The sequence below is a fragment of the Boseongicola sp. genome, assembly GCF_057460485.1.
Genome location: NZ_JBVCWP010000098.1, coordinates 1 through 12,819, shown reverse-complemented (window position 1 = coordinate 12,819; position 12,819 = coordinate 1). Strand labels below are relative to the sequence as shown.

The window sequence follows — 12,819 nt, the reverse complement described above, 5'->3', positions numbered from 1 at the left end:
ACGTGTCGTTCACGGTTGAGCTGATCGCACCTATCGCGATGGAAAACGGCCTGCGCTTTGCGATCCGCGAAGGCGGCCGCACTGTTGGGGCTGGTGTCGTCTCGAAGATCATCGATTAACAGTGAGATTGCCCGGCTTGTCCGGGCAGTTTGCTGGGTGAGGGACAGTTGATCCGATGGATCGACGAGACCTCACAACCTAAAGTCTGGGCACTATCTCCAGGGAAACAACTGTTCGATGTGGAGGCGATTAAGCTTCCACCTCTCAACGAAAGGATAAGACCATGGCAGCCGCCAGTCAGAACATCCGCATCCGGCTAAAGGCCTTCGATTACCGTGTGTTGGACGCCAGCACACAGGAAATCGTGAACACAGCCAAGCGCACAGGCGCTTCGGTTCGTGGCCCGATCCCGATGCCAAATAAAATCGAGAAATTCACGGTTCTCCGTGGTCCGCACGTCGATAAGAAGTCGCGCGACCAGTTCGAGATCCGTACGCACAAGCGTCTTCTCGACATCGTCGACCCCACACCACAGACCGTGGACGCGCTTATGAAGCTCGACCTCGCTGCTGGTGTGGACGTTCAAATTTCGGTCTAGGGAGGGCTCTATTATGTTGCGCTCTGGTGTGATCGCAAAGAAAGTCGGCATGACCCGGCTTTTCTTGGACGACGGTAAGCAGATTCCTGTGACCGTTCTCCAACTCGACAAGCTTCAGGTCGTCGCTAAGCGTACGGCTGAGACGGATGGCTATTCGGCTGTTCAGCTCGGCGCGGGCACAGCGAAGGTCAAGCGGACGTCTCAGGCCATGCGTGGGCATTTTGCCGCCGCAAAGGTTGAGCCAAAGCGGAAGATCGCGGAATTTCGGGTTGACCCGGAAAACCTGATCGACGTTGGCGAAGAGATTACTGCGAACCATTACTTTGAAGGCCAGTTCGTTGACGTGTCAGGCACGTCGATCGGTAAAGGCTTCCAAGGTGCGATGAAGCGTTGGAACTTTAAGGGCCTTCGCGCCACGCACGGTGTGTCTATTTCGCACCGTAGTCACGGTTCGACCGGTCAGTGTCAGGATCCGGGACGCGTCTTCAAAGGCAAGAAAATGGCTGGTCACATGGGCGCAGCCCGCGTGACGACGCAAAACCTTCAGGTTGTCCGTACGGACGCCGACCGTGGTCTGATCATGGTCAAAGGCGCTGTACCGGGATCGAAGGGTGGCTGGGTTACGATCAAGGACGCGATGAAGAAGCCGACTCCTGAGAACGTTATCCTGCCTGCCGCGCTGAAGTCCGCGTCTGCGGCCGCCGAGAAGGCTGCCGAGGAAGCTGCCGCCGCTGCTGCTGCGGAGGCTGAAGCCGCTGCTGCCGCTGCTGCAGAAGCAGAACAGGCCGCAATGGAAGCTGCTGCAGCCGACGAAGCGAAGACCGATGTAGTTGCTGAAGCAGAATCTGCGGAAGCTGAGAAGAAGGACGGTGAGGCATGAAACTCGACGTGATCAAACTGGACGGCAAGAAAGCCGGATCGGTCGATCTTGGCGACGAGATCTTCGGTCTTGAGCCACGGACCGACATTCTGCACCGTGTGGTCCGCTGGCAGCGCAACAATGCGCAGGCCGGTACCCACAAGGTAAAAACGCGGTCGGAAACAAGCTACTCCACAAAGAAGATCTATCGCCAGAAAGGCACCGGCGGCGCACGCCACGGTTCCCGGAACGCTCCGATTTTCCGCGGTGGCGGTATCTATAAGGGTCCGACCCCGCGCAGCCACGGCCACGAGTTGACAAAGAAGTTTCGTAAGCTTGGTCTTAAGCACGCGTTGTCTTCGAAAGCAGCAACCGGCAATCTGGTCATTCTGGACGAGGCATCCGCAAAGGACGCCAAGACCGGTGCATTGGCCAAACAGGTCAAAGACCTGGGCTGGAAGCGTGCGTTGATCATCGACGGTGCGACACTGGACGAAAACTTCGTCGTGGCGTCGCGCAACATCGACACAATCGATGTGCTGCCGACGATGGGCGCGAATGTCTATGATATCCTGAAGAGTGACACTTTGGTGATCACGAAAGCAGGGATCGAAGCGTTGGAGGCTCGACTAAAATGAGCATGAAGACCGAACATTATGACGTGATCCGCAAGCCGATCATCACAGAGAAAACCACCATGGCGTCCGAATATGGCGCGGTTGTTTTTGAAGTGGCGATCGACGCGAACAAACCGCAGATCAAAGAAGCCGTTGAAGGTCTCTTTGGTGTCAAGGTGAAGGCCGTGAACACGACAATCACCAAAGGCAAAACAAAGCGGTTCCGCGGCCAGCTGGGCAAACGGAAAGACGTCAAGAAGGCCTATGTGACGCTTGAAGAAGGCAACACAATAGACGTTACCACAGGCCTTTGATAGAAGGCTTCGAATCGTCGGCCCCGGACCTCCGGGGCTGATGCATTTCTAAACCGGGACCGCCCTGCAAAGGGTATGGCCCAAAGCTAACGGAAGACAGAAAGCATGGCACTAAAGTCGTATAAGCCGACGACGCCAGGCCAGCGTGGGCTGGTTCTGATCGACCGTTCGGAGCTTTGGAAAGGCCGTCCTGTTAAGGCTCTCACTGAGGGACTTAGCAAGAAAGCAGGCCGGAACAACACCGGACGGATCACGATGCGTCGTCGTGGTGGGGGCGCCAAGCGTCTTTACCGTATTGTAGATTTCAAGCGGAACAAGCTTGGTATGGCCGCAATGGTCGAGCGGATCGAATATGATCCGAACCGCACTGCGTTTATCGCACTTGTTAAGTACGAAGACGGCGAGCAGGCGTATATCATTGCACCTCAGCGTTTGGCCGTTGGCGATCGGGTGATCGCGGGCGCCAAGGTTGACGTGAAGCCGGGCAACGCGATGCCGTTCTCGGGCATGCCGATCGGCACAATCGTACACAACATCGAGATGAAGCCAGGCAAAGGCGGCCAGATCGCCCGCGCAGCTGGAACATATGCTCAGTTTGTTGGTCGTGACGGTGGCTACGCGCAAATACGTCTGTCCTCGGGTGAGCTTCGTCTCGTTCGTCAGGAATGCATGGCGTCTGTCGGCGCGGTGTCAAACCCCGACAACTCGAACCAGAACTTGGGTAAGGCAGGTCGTAACCGCCACAAGGGCATCCGCCCATCTGTGCGTGGTGTTGTTATGAACCCGGTCGATCACCCGCATGGTGGTGGTGAAGGTCGTACGTCTGGTGGCCGTCACCCGGTCAGCCCCTGGGGCAAGCCGACAAAGGGTGCCCGCACCCGGAACAAAAACAAGGCGTCGTCGAAGCTTATCCTGCGTTCGCGTCACGCTAAGAAGAAGGGCCGTTAATCATGAGCCGTTCAGTATGGAAAGGCCCCTTCGTCGACAGCTATGTCCTGAAGAAGGCCGAAAAATCGCGTGAATCGGGTCGCAACGAGGTCATCAAGATCTGGTCGCGTCGCTCGACGATCCTGCCGCAATTCGTTGGTTTGACCTTTGGTGTCTACAACGGCCGCAAGCACATCCCGGTAAACGTTTCCGAGGATATGATCGGTCAAAAGTTTGGTGAATATTCGCCAACTCGCACCTACTACGGTCACGCCGCTGATAAAAAAGCGAAGAGGAAATAAGTCATGGGCAAGGAAAAGAATCCGCGCCGTGTGGCGGACAACGAAGCGATGGCAAAAACGCGCATGTTGCGCACGTCACCGCAGAAATTGAACCTCGTGGCGACGATGATCCGCGGTAAGAAAGTTGAAAAGGCCCTCTCGGACCTGACTTTCTCGAAAAAGCGGATTTCGGACGATGTGAAGAAGTGTCTTCAGTCGGCCATCGCAAACGCGGAAAACAACCACAACCTTGATGTGGACGAGCTGGTCGTGGCGGAAGCCTATGTCGGCAAGAACCTGACGATGAAGCGGGGACGTCCACGTGCCCGTGGCCGTTTTGGTCGCATCATCAAACCGTTCTCGGAACTGACAATCAAAGTCCGCCAAGTTGAGGAGCAAGCCTGATGGGTCATAAAGTAAACCCGATCGGCATGCGGCTTCAGGTCAATCGGACCTGGGATAGCCGTTGGTATGCTGACACGAAGGATTATGGAAATCTTCTGATGGAAGACATCCGTATCCGTGCATTCATCAAAGATGAGTGCAAGCAGGCTGGCATCAGCCGTGTGATCATCGAGCGTCCGCACAAGAAGTGCCGCGTTACGATTCACACAGCGCGTCCTGGCGTGATCATCGGCAAGAAAGGTGCAGACATTGAAGGTCTGCGTCGCAAGATTGCTTCGATGACTGACAGCGAGCTGCACCTGAACATCGTTGAAGTGCGTAAGCCCGAACTGGACGCTGCACTTGTGGCTGAAAGCATCGCGCAGCAGCTTGAGCGTCGTGTGTCTTTCCGTCGTGCCATGAAGCGGTCGGTCCAGAACGCAATGCGTATGGGCTCGCTTGGTATCCGCGTGAACGTTGCGGGTCGACTTGGCGGTGCGGAAATCGCTCGGACGGAATGGTATCGCGAAGGCCGCGTGCCGCTCCATACTCTGCGCGCTGACATCGATTATGCTCTTTGCGAAGCGAAGACTGCCTATGGCATCATCGGCATCAAGGTCTGGATCTTCAAAGGCGAAATTATGGAGCACGACCCTGCGGCTCGCGATCGTCGCCAGCAGGAGCTTCAAGACGGTCCCGCACCTCGTGGTGCCGGCGGCCGCCGCAATTAAGGAGCGATAAAAGATGCTGCAACCAAAGCGCACAAAATTCCGCAAGATGCACAAAGGCCGCATTCGTGGTGAGGCCAAGGGTGGATCAGATCTGACATTCGGGACGTATGGCCTTAAGGCCACCGAGCCTGAGCGTGTAACGGCACGTCAGATCGAAGCCGCGCGTCGTGCCATGACGCGTCACATGAAACGTCAAGGCCGTGTGTGGATCCGCATTTTCCCGGATACACCGGTGACCTCCAAGCCCGTCGAAGTTCGTATGGGTAAAGGTAAAGGTTCCGTGGACTTCTGGGCATGTAAAGTGAAGCCAGGTCGCGTGATGTTCGAGATCGACGGTGTCACTGACGCTGTGGCTCGCGAGGCTCTGCGTCTTGCCGCGATGAAATTGCCGGTGAAAACTCGGACAATTGTTCGCGAAGATTGGTAAGATCAATCTGCCGGGGCCGCGCAGTGAGTTCTAAGTGAATTCGCGGGCTGTTATCGGAATGAGATTTGAAAAGGGCGGTGCGAAAGCACTGCCCTTTTTCTTTCGGCAGCCTGATAGGGGCTTTACGCCAAGAAAACCCTCGAAATCTTCTGGGAAACTGTGACGTTCATCCGGCTGATTGGCGACGGTTTGGCCGCCCCAAATATCGAGGGGAGGACCGTTTTTTCTTTCCTCGTTGGCATCGCGCCTCGGTTGGCGTTGAGGGTGATGTGGAATGACAGTGCTCTCAAGCGAAGAGATGTCATCGCGTTCCTGTCGGGGCCGATTGGGTGGAATACCCGAGAAACCAAGCCTTTTGACCATGACTATTTTCACTAGGCGTTTTCGGCCACTATTTGGTGATGCCGTCAAAAGGAGCATCCTCAGTGCTTGCCCGAGCCATCTTCAGTGTCCTCGTCTTAGCAACCGCAGCGCAGGCGGGCGATATGATCAATGGCACAAACATCTACCCGCTCAATCTCCCGGTGATTGACCTTGAGAAGGGCACCTACAACACCTCCGATAACATGGGATGGCTTGAAATCGACGGCCCTCGCGTGCCGTAAGGCCAGGTGCGCTGTACGGGAGCCGGGCATAATTTCAACGACAGCACTTCCAACGTGACAGGGCTTTGTGTCTATGGCGAAGGTATCGACCGTTTCATTATGGAATACGCTGTCCAAAAAATGCCACGCCCAGTCAAATGGAAGATCACCGAGACGACGGGTCGCCACACCGGGCCAAGCGGGTGAGGGGACCGCGTCAAGTCGCGCTGCAGGCCGCACCGCGGCGGGTGACGATGTGGATGGGTTACCTCTCATTTCGGAAATAAGGGCGTGATGGTCGGCGGCATAATCTCACCCTGGTGACGGCCCGCAATTTCTTGCAGAATTTCCTACACTGCACTCGTCTCATTCGCGCTTTGCGCGTATGAGACGTTTATGACCCAAATCCGATCCCTATTTGTGACCCCGCTTTATCACGCCACGCTGCCAGAACATGGCGCACCCATTGATGCCGCTGAACTGGAGGCGTCATGCCTGTCTATCGCTGAAGATGACGAGGCAGGGCAGGACTGGTGCGAGGCCAACGATTTTCCCGGCTATACCAGCTACGCAAGCCTCACCGATCTTGGGTGGCGCTTTCCGATCTTTGCCGACCTGATCAAAGTGCTCGACGTGCATGTCGCGGCCTTTGTTGAGACACTCGACTTCGATCTGGGTGACCGGAAGATTGTGATGGAGGATATCTGGATCAACATCCTTCCCGAAGGTGGCATCCACACGGCCCACATTCATCCGCATTCGGTGATCAGCGGTACAACCTATGTCGCGATGCCCGAAGGAGCGAGTGCGATCAAATTTGAGGACCCGCGCCACGCCATGATGATGGCTGCGCCGCCGCGCAGGGCAGATGCGCGCGAAGGTTTGAAGGCCTTTGTCTACGTGGCACCGACTGTGGGTGATGTGCTGTTATGGGAAAGTTGGCTGCGGCACGAAGTGCCGATGAACATGGCCGAGGACGATCGGATCAGTGTGAGTTTCAATTATAAGTGGGACAGCTGACGCCCCACCTTCTTTTTGGAGCAAATCCTCTGGGGAGGTCTGGAGGAGCTAAGCCCCTCCATTGGATCGTGGTTAAAGGCCGTGAAAGCAAAGTCCTTAAGAGACCCAACCTTTGACTTTGCGCCAGACAGATTTCCCCTCAGGTACGTCAATGTCGGCACCGGCAACAACGTCGCTGCCTTTCAGTTCCGGCAGGCGCGCCCTCAAAATGCTGCTCGTCCGGCTGCACGGAGGCCTGCGCGGCCACCTCGGGTGTCATTTCCTCAAACACATCAAGCTTGGAGAGTGTCTCGAGGCCAGCTATTCCATCGCCATCAAGCCCATGAGATTCTTGAAACGTTTTCACGGCAGGGGCTGTTCTTGATCCGAAAACCCCGTCCGCCCCGATGCGAAGACCGACGTGAAGCTTTTTCACTGCAGCGCCGCGCGATCCTTTGCGCAAAAGTACCAATTGATGCAGACCCATAGCTGTAAATGTGTCGGGGCCCGCAATCCCGTCGATGGTCAGGCCGTTAGCAGATTGAAAATCACGCAAAGCTGTCTCGGTCCCGGGACCAAAATCACCGTCTGCGGTCACACCCAAACGTTCCCGAAGGCGCTTTACGGGCGCAGCCTCGAGGCCTTTTCTCAAAATAGATATTTTTATCCTTCGCTGTTTCAATGTGGCGAGTCTATCTGCATTTCAGTGGCCTGTGCATGGGAAGGTTGCGGTAACTTTCCCCCTTGCGAAATCGCCCTGAAAACAAGGGTTGCCAAGGGCGTATTCCCCGCCTATACGCCCCCTCTAATGTCCACTCCACCGGGAACAGGGTCACGCTTTGTAGCGGCTCTCCGGTGATGTTGAAAAAGGAAGATCGGCGATGGACGCCAATGAACTGCGGGATAAGACCCCCGACCAGCTCCGTGATGAGCTTGCAAACCTCAAGAAAGAGGCCTTCAACCTCCGGTTTCAGCAGGCCACTGGCCAGCTAGAAAACACTTCGCGTATGCGCATCGTGCGCCGGAGTGCGGCACGGGTAAAGACCATTTTGAACCAGAAAGCGGCGGCTGCCGCTTCGGAGGCGTAAGATATGCCAAAAAGAATCCTCACAGGCACCGTCACCAGCGACGCAAACGCGCAGACCATTACCGTTTCGGTCGAACGCCGTTTCACGCATCCGGTCATGAAGAAAACCATCCGTAAGTCCAAGAAATACCGGGCTCACGATGAGGCAAACACATTTAAGACGGGCGATATGGTCCGTATTCAGGAATGCGCGCCAAAGTCGAAGACGAAACGTTGGGAAGTGCTGGCTGAATAAGGCTGCACTGCTCTAATTTTAGCGAAACCCTGGGGCCAATGACTGCAAAGCGGTCCCACAGGTCGGGAGAAACCAAATGATCCAGATGCAGACCAACCTGGATGTTGCTGACAACAGCGGCGCTCGCCGTGTTCAGTGCATCAAGGTGTTGGGTGGTTCCAAGCGTAGATACGCATCCGTCGGCGACGTTATTGTTGTCTCGGTAAAGGAAGCCATTCCTCGTGGTCGTGTGAAAAAGGGGGACGTGCGTAAAGCCGTCGTCGTTCGCACCGCCAAACAAGTGCGCCGTGAAGATGGTACCGCTATCCGTTTTGATAGCAATGCCGCGGTAATCCTCAACAACAACAACGAGCCGATCGGCACCCGTATCTTCGGGCCAGTTGTTCGCGAGCTGCGCGCAAAGAACTTCATGAAAATCATCTCGCTCGCCCCGGAGGTGCTGTAAGATGGCTGCTAAGCTTAAATCCGGCGACAAAGTCGTCGTCCTTGCTGGCAAGGACAAAGGCAAAGAAGGCTCGATCACTTCTATTGATCCGAAGGCTGGTAAGGCCGTGGTTGATGGTGTGAACATGGCGATTCGCCATACCAAGCAATCTCAGACCGATCAGGGTGGGCGTAAGCCGATCGCCGTGCCGGTCCCGCTTTCGAACCTGTCGATGGTAGACAGCAACGGTAAAGCAACGCGCGTCGGCTTCAAAGTGGAAGACGGCAAGAAAGTGCGTTTCGCCAAGACCACGGGAGACGTGATCTGATGCTTGATACAGCAACATACACCCCGCGCCTTCTGGCTGCTTATCGCGAGACAATTCGTCCTGCGATGAAGGAAGAGTTCTCTTACAAGAACGACATGCAAATCCCGCGTTTAGACAAGATTGTTCTGAACATTGGTGCTGGCGCTGAATCGGTCAAAGACTCCAAGAAAGCCAAGTCGGCTCAGGAAGATCTGACCAAGATCGCCGGTCAACAGGCCGTCATCACGAAGGCAAAGAAATCCATCGCTGGTTTCCGCGTTCGCGAAGATATGCCGCTGGGGACCAAGGTCACGCTGCGCGGCGACCGCATGTACGACTTTCTTGATCGCCTGATCACCATCGCCATGCCTCGCATCCGTGACTTCCGCGGCGTGAAGGGCTCATCGTTCGATGGTCGTGGCAACTACGCCATGGGCATGAAAGAGCACATCGTTTTCCCGGAAATCGACTTTGATAAAGTCGACGAGGTCTGGGGACTGGATATCATCATCTGCACCAACGCCAATACGGATGCAGAAGCCAAGGCGCTGTTGAAGCATTTCAACATGCCGTTCAACAGCTGAGCCTGGGAGAGATTTACAGATGGCAAAGAAAGCAATGATCGAACGCGAAAAGAAGCGTCAAGCACTGGTGGACAAGTATGCCACTAAGCGTGCTGCGCTGAAAGTAATCGCGAACGACGATAGCAAGCCGATGGAAGAGCGTTTTAAAGCGCGCCTCAAGCTTGCGAAACTGCCGCGCAACAGTTCGGCTACACGTCTTCACAACCGATGTCAGCTGACGGGGCGTCCACACGCCTATTACCGTAAGCTGAAAATGTCGCGGATCGCGCTGCGTGATCTTGGCTCTGCAGGCCAAGTTCCCGGCATGGTCAAGTCAAGCTGGTAAGGGGGTATTAAAAAATGAACGATCCTCTTGGTGATATGCTGACGCGCATTCGAAATGCGCAGTTGCGTGGTAAATCCACAACCCAGACGCCGGCCTCCAAGCTGCGCAAATGGGTTCTTGAAGTGCTGGCGGACGAAGGTTACATCCGCGGCTTCGAAGAGACGACCGGTAAGGATGGCCATCCGGCTATCGACATCAGCCTGAAGTACTACGAAGGCACTCCGGTTATTCGCGACCTCAAGCGCGTGTCGACCCCTGGTCGTCGTGTGTACATGGGCGTCAAAGACATTCCATCGGTCCGTCAGGGTCTGGGCGTGTCAATCGTGTCAACGCCGCAGGGCGTGATGTCGGATCAAGCAGCACGGTCAGCCAATATCGGCGGCGAAGTGCTCTGTACGGTCTTCTGAGGAGGGAACCATGTCTCGAATTGGGAAAAAACCGGTAGAGCTGCCATCGGGTGTAGAAGCATCCGTGTCGGGTCAGACCGTCACTGTCAAAGGCCCGAAAGGCCAGCGACAGTTTACTGCAACAGACGATGTGTCGATTTCGGTCGACGGCAACGTCGTCAAAATCGAACCGCGCGGCAGCTCCAAGCGCGCCAAACAACAGTGGGGCATGAGCCGCACTATGGTTGGCAACCTGGTCACTGGCGTATCGAATGGCTTCAAGAAGGAGCTTGAGATCAGCGGTGTTGGTTACAGGGCTCAGATGCAGGGAAATATCCTGAAGCTGAACCTTGGTTACAGCCACGATGTGAACTTCGAAGTGCCCGAGGGTGTGACAGTCACAGCCCCGAAGCTGACGGAAATTACCGTTGAAGGCATTGATCAGCAACTCGTCGGCCAAGTCGCGGCTAATATCCGCGAATGGCGTGCGCCCGAGCCCTACAAGGGCAAGGGTATCAGGTACAAAGACGAATATATCTTCCGTAAGGAAGGTAAGAAGAAGTAAGGACCGGACACATGGCACTTTCCAAAAGAGAGCTGTTCCAGAAGCGCCGCATGCGCGTCCGGAACAAACTTCGCAAAGTGAACGCGGGGCGCGTGCGCCTTTCGGTTCATCGTTCCAACAAGAACATCAGCGTCCAGCTGATCGACGATTTGGCCGGCACAACGCTTGCTTCTGCTTCGTCGCTTGAGAAGGACCTTGGTGTTGTTGGCAAGAACAACATTGAAGCGGCAACCAAAGTCGGCACGGCCATCGCGGAGCGCGCCAAAAAGGCGGGCGTCGAAGAGGCTTATTTCGACCGCGGCGGCTTCCTGTTCCACGGTAAGGTGAAGGCTCTGGCCAATGCCGCGCGTGAAGCAGGCCTGAAGATATAAAGCGTTTGGGCGGGGTTAATCCCCTGCCCTAAGTTCTGTGTAGGCTGGGGTTTGCCCCGGCATGCCGATGACCGGGGCCTTTTGGCACTTCGGTTGGACCAAGTGGCGCCACGGCGCAAAGATGGAATGAGGAGGCCAGCATGGCCAGAGATGACAACCGGGGTGGCAATCGCCGCAACCAACGCGACGAGACCCCAGAATTCGCTGACCGCCTGGTCGCGATTAACCGCGTTTCCAAGACCGTTAAGGGTGGCAAGCGCTTTGGCTTCGCAGCTCTCGTCGTCGTCGGCGATCAGAAGGGCCGCGTTGGTTTCGGCAAGGGTAAAGCGAAAGAAGTGCCCGAGGCGATCCGCAAAGCCACTGAGCAAGCCAAGCGCCAGTTGATCCGCGTGCCTCTGCGCGAAGGTCGCACGTTGCATCACGACATTGACGGTCGCCACGGTGCGGGCCGCGTTGTGATGCGTTCGGCCCCGACCGGTACTGGTATCATTGCTGGTGGTCCGATGCGTGCTGTGTTCGAGATGCTCGGCATTCAGGACGTTGTCGCCAAATCGCTGGGTTCGCAGAACCCTTACAACATGATCCGCGCCACAATTAACGGCCTGACAAAGCAGTCGAGCCCGCGCTCGGTTGCTCAGCGCCGTAGTAAGAAAGTCGCTGATATCCTGCCAAAGCGTGATCAAGCGCCCGCGGCTGCAGCTGAGACCGAGGAGGCCTGAAGCACATGGCAAAAACAATCGTCATAAAGCAGATCGGGTCTCCGATCCGTCGCCCACAAGACCAGCGTGCTACGCTAATCGGTCTCGGTCTTAACAAGATGCACAAGACTCGCGAACTTGAGGACACACCGTCCGTTCGCGGTATGGTTAACAAGATCCCGCATCTGGTAGAGATTATAGAGGAGCGCGGCTAACGCCGAACTTTTCCAAAGTATTTGGGGCTCCGACCGAAAGGTCGGAGCCTTTTCCATTTGTTTTCCTGGGCAATTTGCGCGACTTTCCGACTTTGTCTCTGTTTTGCGGCGCCGTTCTGACGGCTGCCGCAAACGCCGGCGCCGACACCGTGGTGGCAAGTAACCTGCGTCAGACACGGGATGCGTCTCTCTGGCTTGCTCTGACTGGCGCGTGAGACAATCAGCGCGGGGCGCGGCTGGTTTCGCCAAAACGCATGATCCTGTTGTGTTCTGCGAATAGTTCGGGCCACTCTGCGCGAGACATTCAGACAAGAGCTGGCATATGCAGATATCCGAAATTGCAGACCTGGACCGGCATCCGATTGCGCACCCTGATTTCGGGGCCGCGTGTCACTCAAAACTGAACCGTGCTGGGGTTCTTGTCCTGTCTGACTTCATCCGACCTGGGGCGCTTGCAGCCATGCGGGCCGAGGCGGTTGCGGTCGCGGACAAAGCGTATTTCTGCACGCAACAGCATTCGGTTTATCTGACGCCTCCTGATGCGACTTTCCCGTCCGAACATCCCAAAAACTGCCTGGTGCAATCGTCGAAGGGCTGTATTTGCGACGACGAGATCGCGGCGGCCTCACCGATGCGGGCGCTTTACGACGCGGCTGTTTTCCGTGATTTTATCCGGTTTGTGACGGGGCAGGCGGAGCTGCATCCTTACGCGGACCCATTGTCGTCTATCAACATTCACTACGCAAACCGCGGACAGGAGCTTGGTTGGCATTTCGACAATTCGTCATTTGCTATTACGTTTTTGATCCAAAAGCCGGACGCAGGCAGTCGCTTTGAGTATATCCGAGATCTGCGCGACGCGGATTCAGGCGAGATGAATTTCGATGGTGTCGGTGCGCTT

Annotated in this window: 25 protein-coding genes; 24 read left to right on the top strand and 1 reads right to left on the bottom strand. The window is 56.0% G+C overall.

Going from position 1 to position 12,819, the window contains the following annotated elements:
* The 12 genes from AC221Y_RS12495 to AC221Y_RS12440 all read left to right on the top strand — a co-directional run.
* Window positions 1–119: EF-Tu C-terminal domain-related protein (locus tag AC221Y_RS12495; RefSeq protein WP_486707426.1), on the top strand; the 119-nt coding region annotated here is incomplete at its 5' end.
* Between the two features lie 164 nt (window positions 120–283).
* Complete coding sequence (rpsJ, locus tag AC221Y_RS12490; protein ID WP_299757337.1) at window positions 284–598, top strand: 30S ribosomal protein S10; 315 nt, start codon at window positions 284–286, stop codon at window positions 596–598.
* A 13-nt stretch (window positions 599–611) separates the two neighbouring features.
* Window positions 612–1,478, top strand: a complete 867-nt coding sequence (rplC, locus tag AC221Y_RS12485; protein ID WP_299757339.1) for a 50S ribosomal protein L3 — start codon at window positions 612–614, stop codon at window positions 1,476–1,478.
* A complete protein-coding gene (rplD, locus tag AC221Y_RS12480) occupies window positions 1,475–2,095 on the top strand; it encodes a 50S ribosomal protein L4 (RefSeq protein WP_299757342.1) in 621 nt (206 codons plus the stop codon). The genes rplC and rplD overlap by 4 nt, the downstream gene beginning before the upstream one ends.
* Complete coding sequence (locus AC221Y_RS12475) at window positions 2,092–2,388, top strand: 50S ribosomal protein L23 (protein ID WP_299757345.1); 297 nt, start codon at window positions 2,092–2,094, stop codon at window positions 2,386–2,388. The genes rplD and AC221Y_RS12475 overlap by 4 nt, the downstream gene beginning before the upstream one ends.
* A gap of 105 nt (window positions 2,389–2,493) precedes the next feature.
* Window positions 2,494–3,336 (top strand): 50S ribosomal protein L2, encoded by an 843-nt coding sequence (rplB, locus tag AC221Y_RS12470; RefSeq protein ID WP_299757347.1) that lies wholly within the window; start codon window positions 2,494–2,496, stop codon window positions 3,334–3,336.
* 2 nt (window positions 3,337–3,338) lie between these two features.
* Window positions 3,339–3,617 carry a 30S ribosomal protein S19 gene (rpsS, locus tag AC221Y_RS12465; protein WP_299757349.1) on the top strand — a complete coding sequence of 93 codons (279 nt, stop codon included), beginning with the start codon at window positions 3,339–3,341 and terminating at the stop codon, window positions 3,615–3,617.
* A gap of 3 nt (window positions 3,618–3,620) precedes the next feature.
* A complete protein-coding gene (rplV, locus tag AC221Y_RS12460) occupies window positions 3,621–4,001 on the top strand; it encodes a 50S ribosomal protein L22 (RefSeq protein WP_299757352.1) in 381 nt (126 codons plus the stop codon).
* Window positions 4,001–4,711, top strand: coding sequence for a 30S ribosomal protein S3 (gene rpsC, locus AC221Y_RS12455; protein ID WP_299757355.1), 711 nt, complete (start codon window positions 4,001–4,003; stop codon window positions 4,709–4,711). Before rplV ends, rpsC begins: the two co-directional genes overlap by 1 nt.
* Before the next feature lie 13 nt (window positions 4,712–4,724).
* Window positions 4,725–5,138: a 50S ribosomal protein L16 gene (gene rplP, locus AC221Y_RS12450; RefSeq protein ID WP_299757358.1), complete on the top strand. Its 414-nt coding sequence runs from the start codon at window positions 4,725–4,727 to the stop codon at window positions 5,136–5,138.
* 425 nt (window positions 5,139–5,563) lie between these two features.
* Window positions 5,564–5,743: a hypothetical protein gene (locus AC221Y_RS12445; protein ID WP_486707425.1), complete on the top strand. Its 180-nt coding sequence runs from the start codon at window positions 5,564–5,566 to the stop codon at window positions 5,741–5,743.
* A gap of 375 nt (window positions 5,744–6,118) precedes the next feature.
* Window positions 6,119–6,742, top strand: a complete 624-nt coding sequence (locus AC221Y_RS12440; protein WP_299757364.1) for a TIGR02466 family protein — start codon at window positions 6,119–6,121, stop codon at window positions 6,740–6,742.
* Between the two features lie 148 nt (window positions 6,743–6,890).
* Here AC221Y_RS12440 and AC221Y_RS12435 read toward each other — a convergent pair whose 3' ends face one another.
* A complete protein-coding gene (locus tag AC221Y_RS12435) occupies window positions 6,891–7,373 on the bottom strand; it encodes a peptidoglycan-binding domain-containing protein (RefSeq protein ID WP_486707424.1) in 483 nt (160 codons plus the stop codon).
* A gap of 229 nt (window positions 7,374–7,602) precedes the next feature.
* Here AC221Y_RS12435 and rpmC point away from each other — a divergent pair, with 229 nt between their 5' ends.
* The 12 genes from rpmC to AC221Y_RS12375 form a co-directional block, all read left to right on the top strand.
* The gene (rpmC, locus tag AC221Y_RS12430; RefSeq protein WP_299757369.1) at window positions 7,603–7,809 is read left to right on the top strand and encodes a 50S ribosomal protein L29; all 207 of its coding nucleotides are present in this window, start codon (window positions 7,603–7,605) and stop codon (window positions 7,807–7,809) included.
* A 3-nt stretch (window positions 7,810–7,812) separates the two neighbouring features.
* The gene (gene rpsQ, locus AC221Y_RS12425) at window positions 7,813–8,043 is read left to right on the top strand and encodes a 30S ribosomal protein S17 (protein ID WP_299757371.1); all 231 of its coding nucleotides are present in this window, start codon (window positions 7,813–7,815) and stop codon (window positions 8,041–8,043) included.
* A 76-nt stretch (window positions 8,044–8,119) separates the two neighbouring features.
* Complete coding sequence (gene rplN, locus AC221Y_RS12420) at window positions 8,120–8,488, top strand: 50S ribosomal protein L14 (RefSeq protein ID WP_299757374.1); 369 nt, start codon at window positions 8,120–8,122, stop codon at window positions 8,486–8,488.
* Between the two features lies 1 nt (window position 8,489).
* Window positions 8,490–8,795, top strand: a complete 306-nt coding sequence (gene rplX / locus AC221Y_RS12415; protein WP_299757376.1) for a 50S ribosomal protein L24 — start codon at window positions 8,490–8,492, stop codon at window positions 8,793–8,795.
* Window positions 8,795–9,358, top strand: coding sequence for a 50S ribosomal protein L5 (gene rplE, locus AC221Y_RS12410; RefSeq protein WP_299757379.1), 564 nt, complete (start codon window positions 8,795–8,797; stop codon window positions 9,356–9,358). Before rplX ends, rplE begins: the two co-directional genes overlap by 1 nt.
* 19 nt (window positions 9,359–9,377) lie before the next feature.
* Window positions 9,378–9,683 carry a 30S ribosomal protein S14 gene (gene rpsN / locus AC221Y_RS12405; protein ID WP_299757382.1) on the top strand — a complete coding sequence of 102 codons (306 nt, stop codon included), beginning with the start codon at window positions 9,378–9,380 and terminating at the stop codon, window positions 9,681–9,683.
* 14 nt (window positions 9,684–9,697) lie between these two features.
* Window positions 9,698–10,090 carry a 30S ribosomal protein S8 gene (gene rpsH, locus AC221Y_RS12400; RefSeq protein WP_299757384.1) on the top strand — a complete coding sequence of 131 codons (393 nt, stop codon included), beginning with the start codon at window positions 9,698–9,700 and terminating at the stop codon, window positions 10,088–10,090.
* A gap of 10 nt (window positions 10,091–10,100) precedes the next feature.
* Window positions 10,101–10,634 carry a 50S ribosomal protein L6 gene (rplF, locus tag AC221Y_RS12395; protein ID WP_299757386.1) on the top strand — a complete coding sequence of 178 codons (534 nt, stop codon included), beginning with the start codon at window positions 10,101–10,103 and terminating at the stop codon, window positions 10,632–10,634.
* A gap of 11 nt (window positions 10,635–10,645) precedes the next feature.
* Window positions 10,646–11,005: a 50S ribosomal protein L18 gene (gene rplR, locus AC221Y_RS12390; RefSeq protein ID WP_299757388.1), complete on the top strand. Its 360-nt coding sequence runs from the start codon at window positions 10,646–10,648 to the stop codon at window positions 11,003–11,005.
* Window positions 11,006–11,145: 140 nt separating this feature from the next.
* A complete protein-coding gene (gene rpsE / locus AC221Y_RS12385; RefSeq protein ID WP_299757391.1) occupies window positions 11,146–11,724 on the top strand; it encodes a 30S ribosomal protein S5 in 579 nt (192 codons plus the stop codon).
* Between the two features lie 5 nt (window positions 11,725–11,729).
* Complete coding sequence (rpmD, locus tag AC221Y_RS12380) at window positions 11,730–11,918, top strand: 50S ribosomal protein L30 (RefSeq protein ID WP_299757393.1); 189 nt, start codon at window positions 11,730–11,732, stop codon at window positions 11,916–11,918.
* A gap of 322 nt (window positions 11,919–12,240) precedes the next feature.
* On the top strand, window positions 12,241–12,819 hold a 579-nt coding region (locus tag AC221Y_RS12375), incomplete at its 3' end, for a HalD/BesD family halogenase (protein ID WP_486707423.1).